Origin of the sequence: Streptacidiphilus carbonis (assembly GCF_000787775.1) — a bacterium.
Taxonomy (GTDB): Bacteria; Actinomycetota; Actinomycetes; order Streptomycetales; family Streptomycetaceae; genus Streptacidiphilus; species Streptacidiphilus carbonis.
This window is the reverse complement of sequence record NZ_BBPM01000027.1, coordinates 62567-71451: the sequence shown is the minus strand read 5'-3', so window position 1 is coordinate 71451 and position 8885 is coordinate 62567. Positions and strand designations below refer to the sequence as shown.

General features: G+C 71.8%; 6 protein-coding genes. 5 read left to right on the top strand and 1 reads right to left on the bottom strand.

Annotated elements, in window-relative coordinates; genetic code table 11:
• Window positions 1-84: 84 nt before the first annotated feature.
• On the bottom strand, window positions 85-1185 hold the full coding sequence (locus tag TR46_RS21555; protein ID WP_042403767.1) for a citrate synthase 2: 1101 nt from the start codon (window positions 1183-1185) through the stop codon (window positions 85-87).
• Window positions 1186-1446: 261 nt separating this feature from the next.
• On the opposite strand from TR46_RS21555, the gene pdxH reads away from it, so the two are divergent.
• The 5 genes from pdxH to fxsT all read left to right on the top strand — a co-directional run bounded on the left by pdxH (window position 1447) and on the right by fxsT (window position 8795).
• Window positions 1447-2112: a pyridoxamine 5'-phosphate oxidase gene (gene pdxH, locus TR46_RS21550; RefSeq protein ID WP_269084268.1), complete on the top strand. Its 666-nt coding sequence runs from the start codon at window positions 1447-1449 to the stop codon at window positions 2110-2112.
• Window positions 2113-2364: 252 nt separating this feature from the next.
• A complete protein-coding gene (locus tag TR46_RS41260; protein ID WP_152626602.1) occupies window positions 2365-2544 on the top strand; it encodes a hypothetical protein in 180 nt (59 codons plus the stop codon).
• A gap of 147 nt (window positions 2545-2691) precedes the next feature.
• Window positions 2692-3414 carry a toll/interleukin-1 receptor domain-containing protein gene (locus TR46_RS41255; RefSeq protein ID WP_052432985.1) on the top strand — a complete coding sequence of 241 codons (723 nt, stop codon included), beginning with the start codon at window positions 2692-2694 and terminating at the stop codon, window positions 3412-3414.
• A gap of 20 nt (window positions 3415-3434) precedes the next feature.
• On the top strand, window positions 3435-4619 hold the full coding sequence (gene fsxC / locus TR46_RS21540) for an FxsC protein (protein ID WP_042403761.1): 1185 nt from the start codon (window positions 3435-3437) through the stop codon (window positions 4617-4619).
• A gap of 60 nt (window positions 4620-4679) precedes the next feature.
• Complete coding sequence (gene fxsT, locus TR46_RS21535) at window positions 4680-8795, top strand: FxSxx-COOH system tetratricopeptide repeat protein (protein ID WP_042403759.1); 4116 nt, start codon at window positions 4680-4682, stop codon at window positions 8793-8795.
• Window positions 8796-8885 lie beyond the last annotated feature (90 nt).

Below are 8885 nucleotides of genomic sequence, written 5' to 3'. Positions count from 1 at the left end.
CCAGGGGCGCGGGGAACTGCGCGAGCGACCAGCTACGGCGGGAAGGTCCCGGCACTGCGGAAACCAACCGCCCCGAAGGGGCCGCTAGCGGGCGATGTCGTCGAACCCCTCGACCTCGCGCGGGCTGCGCGAAGCCGGCCCGACGTAGCGTGCGGCCGGCCGCACCAGGCGGCCGGTGCGCTTCTGCTCCAGGATGTGCGCGCTCCAGCCCGCCGTGCGGGCGCAGGTGAACATGGAGGTGAACATGTGCGCGGGGACCTCGGCGAAGTCCAGGATGATCGCGGCCCAGAACTCCACGTTGGTGGCCAGGACGCGGTCGGGGCGGCGGGCGTGCAGCTCCTCCAGCGCGGCCTTCTCCAGCGCCGCGGCCACCTCGTAGCGGGGAGCGCCCAGCTCCATCGCGGTGCGGCGCAGCACGCGGGCGCGCGGGTCCTCGGCCCGGTACACCCGGTGGCCGAAGCCCATCAGCCGCTCGCCCTTGTCGAGGGCGCCCTTGACCCAGGCGGTGGCGTCGCCGGTGCGCTCGATCTCCTCGATCATGCCGAGCACCCGCGAGGGCGCCCCGCCGTGCAGCGGGCCCGACATCGCGCCGACCGCGCCGGACAGCGCCGCGGCGACGTCCGCGCCGGTGGAGGCGATGACGCGGGCGGTGAAGGTGGAGGCGTTCATGCCGTGCTCGGCGGCCGAGGTCCAGTAGGCGTCGATGGCCTTGACGTGCTTGGGGTCGGGCTCGCCGCGCCAGCGGATCATGAAGCGCTCGACGATGGTCTCGGCCTTGTCGATCTCGCTCTGCGGGACCATCGGCAGGCCCTGGCCGCGCGCGGACTGGGCCACGTAGGAGAGGGCCATCACGGCGGCCCGGGCGAGGTCGTCGCGGGCCTGCTCGGGGCTGATGTCCAGCAGCGGTTTGAGGCCCCAAGCCGGGGCGAGCATGGCGAGCGCGGACTGGACGTCGACGCGGATGTCACCGGAGTGGATCGGCAGCGGGAACGGTTCGGCGGCGGGCAGGCCGGGGTTGAACTTGCCGTCGACGAGCAGGCCCCAGGTGTTCCCGAAGGACACGTGGCCGACGAGCTCCTCGATGTCGACCCCGCGGTAGCGGAGCGAGCCGCCCTCCTTGTCGGGTTCGGCGATCTCCGTCTCGAACGCAATGACTCCCTCGAGTCCGGGTACGAAATCGGACATCAGGCGGCTCCTCTGGATCGATCGACGTCGGTGACTCTGGTGTGGCCGAGTCGTCGGCTGCGGTGACGGTGCTTCCACGCGGTTGCGCGGCAGTACGGCTGCGAGCATGTGGCACGCAGTGTCAGGGTGGCAGGCACTGGGTGCATTGCGCCAGGGCCCACGACGGAAATGCCCCGTAGGAGGATATGAATCACCCGGCGCCCGGACACCTTATCTCTCGACATCGAGATTTTGTACTGGTGAAGGAGTGCCGGTGCGCACGTGGGGGATGATGTCGGCGTGCAGCCACAGGATGTCGCGGCGATGCGCCGCCAGTACCTCGCCGTCGGCCTCGACGAGTCCGACCTGGCCGGGGAGCCGATGGACCAGTTCGACCACTGGTTCGCCGACGCGGTGAAGGCCGGTCTCGACGAGCCCAACGCCATGGTGGTCACCACCTCGGGCCCGGACGGCCAGCCGAGTGCGAGAACCGTGCTGCTGAAGGGGTACGACCGGCGCGGCTTCGTCTTCTACACCAACTACAGCTCCCGCAAGGGGGCCGAGATCGACGCCAACCCCAGGGTCGCGCTGCTCTTCCCCTGGCACCCGCTGTCCCGCCAGGTGATCGTCACCGGCCGGGCCGAGCGGGTCGGCCGGGACGAGACCGCGGCCTACTTCCGCAGCCGCCCGCACGGCTCCCAGCTCGGGGCCTGGGCCAGCGAGCAGTCCCGCCCGGTCGCCTCCCGCGCGGAGCTGGAGCAGCGCTACGCCGACCTGGCCGCCCGCTATCCGGAGGGCGAGGGCGTCCCGGTCCCGCCGTTCTGGGGCGGCTACCGGATCGCCCCGCTCGCCGTCGAGTTCTGGCAGGGCCGCGACAACCGCATGCACGACCGGCTGCGCTACCAGGCCGGCCCGGAGGGCTGGCGGGTCGAGCGGCTCTGCCCCTGACGCCCGGCCCTGACGCCCGGCCCCGCGCCCGGCGCGCTGCTTCTCGGCCAGATGCCTGGAGATTCCGTGCGTATCCGGTCCAGGGGGCGCAGGGGGTCTTGCGGGCTTCCCCGGCGCCGGTGACCCTGGTCGGGAATGGACATGCGCCTTGAGGAACTCCGCGCTGGGACGGTCTCCGTGGGGGAGAACAAGCAAGGGAACTGCCGCAGGCGCACCGGAGTAGGGACATCCAACTCGCAAAGGCTGGTCCTGATGAGCGCAATCCACTCTGCTCGGCGGCCGGAGGCCGCAGCCGCAGCGGACGCTTCCGCACGGGTGCCGATAGGGCGGCTCGCCGAACGGGTCGTCACGGGCTCCCCGAGAATGAGCCGGGTCCTGCGCGGGGTGCCGCAGCAGCGGGTCGAGGTGGCGGCGTTCCAGTCCTCCATCTGATCGGCTGAGCCGGTGGGCAGTTGATCCGGCCCCAAGTGGTCGTGTTGTGCAAGCAAGCCGGGCACAGAGTGTCAGTCCTTGGCGTTACCGTTGCATCAGACCGTTCTTGACGGAGTGTTCGGTCGGTGTGACGGGCGGAGGGCACAGGTGCCGAAGCAGACCGACGGCTTGGGGTACATCCGCGGCGGGGGCGCGCCGGACCCGCGCAAGGCCCCGCCCTTCATGCTCAGTTACGCACGGCCCACCCGGGGCACCGCGGCGGATCTGGAGCCGGTCAAGCAGCTCTTCGACGACCTCCACCAAGAGGTCGGCTTCATCTCCGCGGACCTGAAGGACGCCGAGTCGGCCGGATTCGACCAGGAGATGCCGCTGGGCGTGCTGTGGCAGCGGCGGCTGTCCTACTACCTCGCGAACTGCCGGGTGCTGGTCGCGCTGACCTCGGCGCCGTTCTTCGAGAGCGACTGGTGCGGCAAGGAGTGGTGGGTCTTCACCCAGCGCAAGGTGGTGGTCAGCGCCCCGCTCAAACAGGACGAGTTCCCGCTGGTCCCGGTGGTCTGGGTACCCATGTCCGGCGGCATGCACCCGGTCGCCAAGCGGCTCCAGTACACCAACCGCCACCTGCCGCACTCCTACGCCCGGGACGGCCTGCTGGCCCTCAGCCGCAGGGGCGGCACCGACTACCGGGTGGCGGTCAACCACATCGCCACCCGAATATGCGAGTTGATGGAGCACACCGCCATCGAGTCGGGCAGGCTGGTGAAAATCGAGTCCGCCCCCAACGCCTTCAAGGCGCACCGGCTGCAGCCGAACTACCAGGGTGTGCAGATCTGGCACGACGAAGGGCCCGAACCGGCCGCGGAACCGGAGTGAGGGAAGGGATGGGCCGCCCCATGAGCGACGCCGCCACTCGCAGCCCGCGGACCCCGGCGCACCCCGGCGGCAACGCCCCCTGGTTCTACCTGAGTTACGCGCATGCGCACGGAGCGCCCGTCGTCGACAGCTGGGCCACCGCCTTCTACGCGGACCTCACCGAGGCGTTACTGCGCCGGGTCGGCGGCGTGGACCCGGAGGCGCACGGCTTCCTCGACCTGCCCGGCGGCAGCGAGACCGGACGGCAGGAACGCCGGGCCGGCGCACTGGCCCGGTGCCGCTCGCTGGTGGCGCTCTGCTCGCCGGACTACTTCACCGACCTCGAGTGCCACAACGAATGGGTGGCCTTCCACCGGCGCGGGGCCCTGCGGGGCAGTCCGGGGGAGGCCTTGGTGCCGGTGCTGTGGGAGCGGCTGTGGTCGGACTCCCCGGCCGGGGTCGGACTGGACCGCAGGGCGCTGGCCCAGCGCTTCGGCGAGGACGGCCTCCGGGCCTCGCTGGCCAAGACCCGGATGACCGAGCAGTACCGGTACGGGGTCCAGTGGACCGCCGAGGCGGTGCGGAGCTCCGCCGAGCGCGTGGTCCTCAGTGCCGGGCACCTGGACGCCCTGGAGCCCCGGCCGCAGCCCTGGCCGGGCCATCCGCTGGAGCGCACGCTGCGGATCCAGGTGCTCGCCCTCGCGAGCACCGACCCGCTGCCCCCGGGCTGCGATCCGTCCCGCTACGGCGAGCGGCCCACCGACTGGCGTCCGTACGGCGCGGACTCGGCCCTGCCTGCGGGTGAGTTCGCCGCCAGGCTGGCGCTGAGCTGGAACATCCACGTCACCGCGGTGGAGTCCTTCGAGGAGGCGGCCGAGGACGGGGCGGCGGGCCGCCGGCCGGAGGGCCCGCGACTACTGCTGCTGGACCGCTGGGCGCTGCTCAACCCGCGCCTGCGCGAGCTCCTGCTGAACCCCGACCGCAGGCAGCGGCACCCCGTGGCGGTGATGGTCCCCTGGGACCGCCGCCTGCCGGGCGCCCGCGACCACGGGAACGGGACCGCGCTGCAGCAGCTGACCCTGGAGACGCTGGACCGCGCGGTCGGCCGCCCCAAACCCGACTACGAACCGCTGCGCCGGGGGATACCCGACTCCGCCGCCTTCGCCGCGCTGCTGCCGCAGGCCGTGGAACAGGCGCGCAAGGCCTCCTTCATCCGGCGCCGCTGAGCGGCCCGGCGCCCGCCCCACCCAGGATCGATGAACAACGCAGCCGAAAGGTCCGTGACGATGGACACAGCACAGGGCGACGACGACCGCCGCGACGGGCGCGTGGTGACGTTCTACTCCTACAAGGGCGGCACCGGGCGCACGATGACGCTCGCCAACGCGGCCTGGATCCTGGCGGCGAACGGCAAACGGGTGCTCACCGTCGACTGGGACCTGGAGGCGCCGGGGCTGTTCCGCTTCTTCCACCCCTTCCTGGACCACAACGTGCTCAGGACCACGGGCGGGGTGGTCAACATGATCAACGACTACCTGGACCGGGCCATCCACGACCCCCATCCGCAGCGGGCCGAGGAGAGCGGCCGCGCGGCGGTCCCGCTCCATGCCATCAGCCTCAGCTGGGAGTTCCCCGGCGGCGGCGGGATCGACTTCATCTCGGCGGGCAAGCAGGACAACAACTACTCGACCATTCTCAACGGCCTCAACTGGGACGAGTTCTACCAGGGCTACGAGGGCGGCGCCTTCCTGGACGCGCTGCGCGACGAGATGCGCGCGAGCTACGACTACACCCTGGTGGACAGCCGCACCGGGCTCAGCGACTCGTCGATGATCTGTACCCAGCACCTGCCCGACGACCTGGTGGTGTGCTTCACCCTCAGCGACCAGAGCATCGACGGCGCGGCCGGCGTCGCCAAGCTCATCAGCGAGCGGTTCGGCGACGGCTACCCCGAGCGCAGCATCCGCATCCTGCCGGTGCCGATGCGGATCGACGAGGGCGAGAAGGACCGTGCCGAACGGGGGCGCGCGGTCGCCCGGCAGCGCTTCCGCGGCCTGCCCGCGCGGGTCCACACCGTCAGCCCGGCGCAGTACTGGGGCTCGGTGGAGATCCCCTACCGGGCCTTCTACGCCTACGAGGAGATGCTCGCCACCTTCGGCGACGAGGCCGGGCTGCCCAGCAGCGTACTGGCCGCCACCGAGCGGTTGGTCGCGGAGCTGACCCGGGGCGAGGTCACCCGGATGCCCCAGGTGCCGGAGCAACTGCGGCAGGAGACGGTCGCCAGGTTCGCCCGCAAGGACGTCACCGGGCGCGGCGACTCCGCCTTCCAGCTCTGGTACGCGATCGAGGACCAGATGTGGGTCGACTGGGTCCACTACGTCCTGGACAAGTCCGGATTCGGTGCGACGCCGCTGCGGATCGACCTGGAGGCCGACGCGGACGGGCGCTCGGCCGACCCCGCCGCCGTCCCCGGCGGGTCCGGGAGCCCCGGTGGCCCAGGTGGCCCAGGTGGCCCCGGCGGTCCCGGCGGCCCAGGGAACGGGAACGGCGCCGCCGGCAACGGCGCTGCCGGACCCGAGCTGGTCAGCATGCCGCTGCTGACCCGTCACTTCATGCGCACCGCGCGGGCCGAGGAGGTCTGGGGCCCGGTCAGGACCAGCGCGCTCACAGCGCCGGCGCCGCGCACCGTGGCGCTGCGGCTGGGGATGGTGCAGCCAGGCGCCCCCTCCGGGCACAGCGCGCCGCTGGACCTGTCGTCGCCCTCGTTGAACGGGGCCCGCGCCGCCGAGCAGCTGATCCGCCATCTCGGCGGGGACGACGACACCGTCAACCAGGCCATGAACGCGGTCAACGCCCCGGAGGCGCCCCGCTACCCGGGGCTGCGCACCGGGATCGTCAGCCTGCAGAGCCGCAACACGGACTTCACCGGCCGGGCCGAGGAGCTGGGCAAGCTGCGGCGCAGGCTGATCGAGCCGGCCGGCGACCTGCGGCACGGCGGTGCGCAGGTGCTGTTCGGACTGGGCGGCGTCGGGAAGTCACAGCTCGCCCGCGAGTACGCCTACCGCTACCTCCCCGACTACGACGTGGTCTGGTGGATCCCGGCCGAGCGCCCGTCCGCCGTCCTCAACGAGCTGGTGGCCCTGGCCGAGCGGCTGGACCTGCGCGGCAGCCTCAGCGACAGCGAGGCGGTCAGGGCCGTGCTCACCGCGCTGGGCCAGGGCGCCCCGTACGAGCGCTGGCTGCTGATCTTCGACAACGCCGAGGACCCCGACAGCCTCAAGGAGTTCCTGCCCGGCGGCGACGGCCATGTGATCATCACCTCGCGCAACCAGGTCTGGAACCGGGTGGCCACCGAGCTGGAGGTGGACGTGTTCACCCGGGCCGAGAGCATCGCCCACCTCTGCCGCCGGATCGACTGGCTCGAGCCGCAGGTCGCGGCCCGGCTGGCCCAGGCCCTGGGCGACCTGCCGCTGGCGGTGGAGCACGCGGCGGCCTACCTGGAACTGACCAACATGTCCGTGGGCACCTATATGGAGCGCTTGGAGAGCTATCCGGAGGACATGTTCGGCGAGGCGCCGCCCAAGGACTACCCGCAGCCGATCAAGGTGACCTTCGCCGCCTCCCTGGACCAGCTGGAGCAGGCCTGGCCGTCCGGCAAGCGGCTGCTGCAGATGTCGGTGTTCCTCGGGCCCGACCCCTTCTCGCAGGCCCTGGTCTACAAGAGCCCGGAGATGCTGAGGGCACTGGCGCGGCACGACAGCAGGCTGCGATCCAGCCCGGTGCTGCTCGGGCAGGTGCTCAACGCGGTCCGCAGGCTGTCGCTCGCCAAGGTGGACGGCCGCAAGGACACCGTCCAGGTGCACCGGGTACTCCAGTTCCTGCTCAGGTCGCAGATGTCGGCGGAGGAGCAGGTGGAGGTCCGCGACGAGGTGCAGCAGATCCTGGTGGGACAGCGCCCGCTCGGCGGCGAGGTGGAGGACCCGGAGAACCGGCCCGGGTTCGAGCGCATCCGCTCGCACCTCGCCTCCTGCCAGGCCGAGCAGTCGGAGCACTACGAGGTACGGCAGTTGATGCTCGATCAGGTCCGGCTGCTGTGGCGCAGCGGTTCCCTGCTCGCCGGACGGGTCGAGGCGGACCGCATCGACGTGGTGTGGAGCCGGCTGCTGGGCGAGGAGCACGAGCAGACGCTGGCGCTGCGCACCCTGCGCGCCAACATCCTGCGCGACCTGGGCGAGTACGAGGCCTCCCTCGACCTGGACGAGCGGACCTGGCGGAGCCAGGAGCGGCTCCTCGGCGCGGAGAACCTCAGCACCCTGCTGTCGGCCCGCGGGATGGCGGCGGGCCTGCGGGCCATGGGCAGGTACCAGGAGGCGTTGGACCGGGACCTGAAGACCTACGAGAGCCTGCGGTCCCAGTTCGGCGACGAGGACCGGCACGTGCTGACCACCTCGCACAACCTGGCCATCGACTACCGGCTGATCGGCAACTCCAAGAAGGCGCAGGAGCACGACGAGAGCAATGAGCGCACCCGGCGTCTGATCCTCGGGCCCAACCACGAGCGCACCCTGGCCTCCCAGCTCTACCTGGCGCGGGACAAGCGGGACAGCGGGGAGCTGCGGGAGGCGGCGGTCGACCTGGAGCGGCTGCTCGACACCTACCGAAAGCAGCGCGGCGACGACTACCCGGACACCCTGAGGACGGCCCGCAGCCTGGCCGTCTCACGGCGGCTGATGGGCCGGTTCGACGAGGCTGCGGCGCTGACCAGCGACACCTACGCCCGCTATCTGGAGCGCTACGGCGCGGACCATCCCGACACCTGGACCTGCGGACTCAACCTGGCCGCCGACGAGTGGATCGCCGGCAGGTACCCGGAGGCCCTGCGGCTGGCCGACGACATCGCCGGACGGTTCATCAGCCTGCTCGGTGAGGACCACCCCAACTCCCTTGCCTGCCTGGACAATGTCGCGGTCTACCTGCGCTCGCCCGGTGCCCCCGAGCAGAATCTGCGACGGTCCATCGCCATCGGGGAGAAGATCACCCGGGAGCTGCGCCGGGTCCTCGGCGACAAGCACCCGTTCACCCTGTGCGCGGAGGTCAACTGGGCCAATGCCCGGGCCGAGCAGGCGGATCCGGACCTCCGCGCGGTGGAGACGAGCGAGCGTTCCGCGCTGCGCCGGCTGGGGGAGCTGCTGGGCGAGGAGCACCCGGACTCGCTGGCCTGCCAGTCGAACCTGTCGGTGACCCTGCTGGCGCTCGGCGAGAAGGCCGAGGCCGACCGGCTGCACGACGACGCGCTGATGAAGTTCAGCCGCGACCGCAGCCTGGGGGACGGCCATCCGGACGCGTTCAAGACCGAGCGGTGGGAGCGGATCAGCCACGTGCTCGAACTGCACTCCTGGTGATCGGGGCGGCCGCCGGGTCTTCCGGCGGCGCGGCGCGGTGCGTCTGCTCGGCGGGGTGCGTCGGTACGGCGGGGTGGGGGGGGTCGGCGG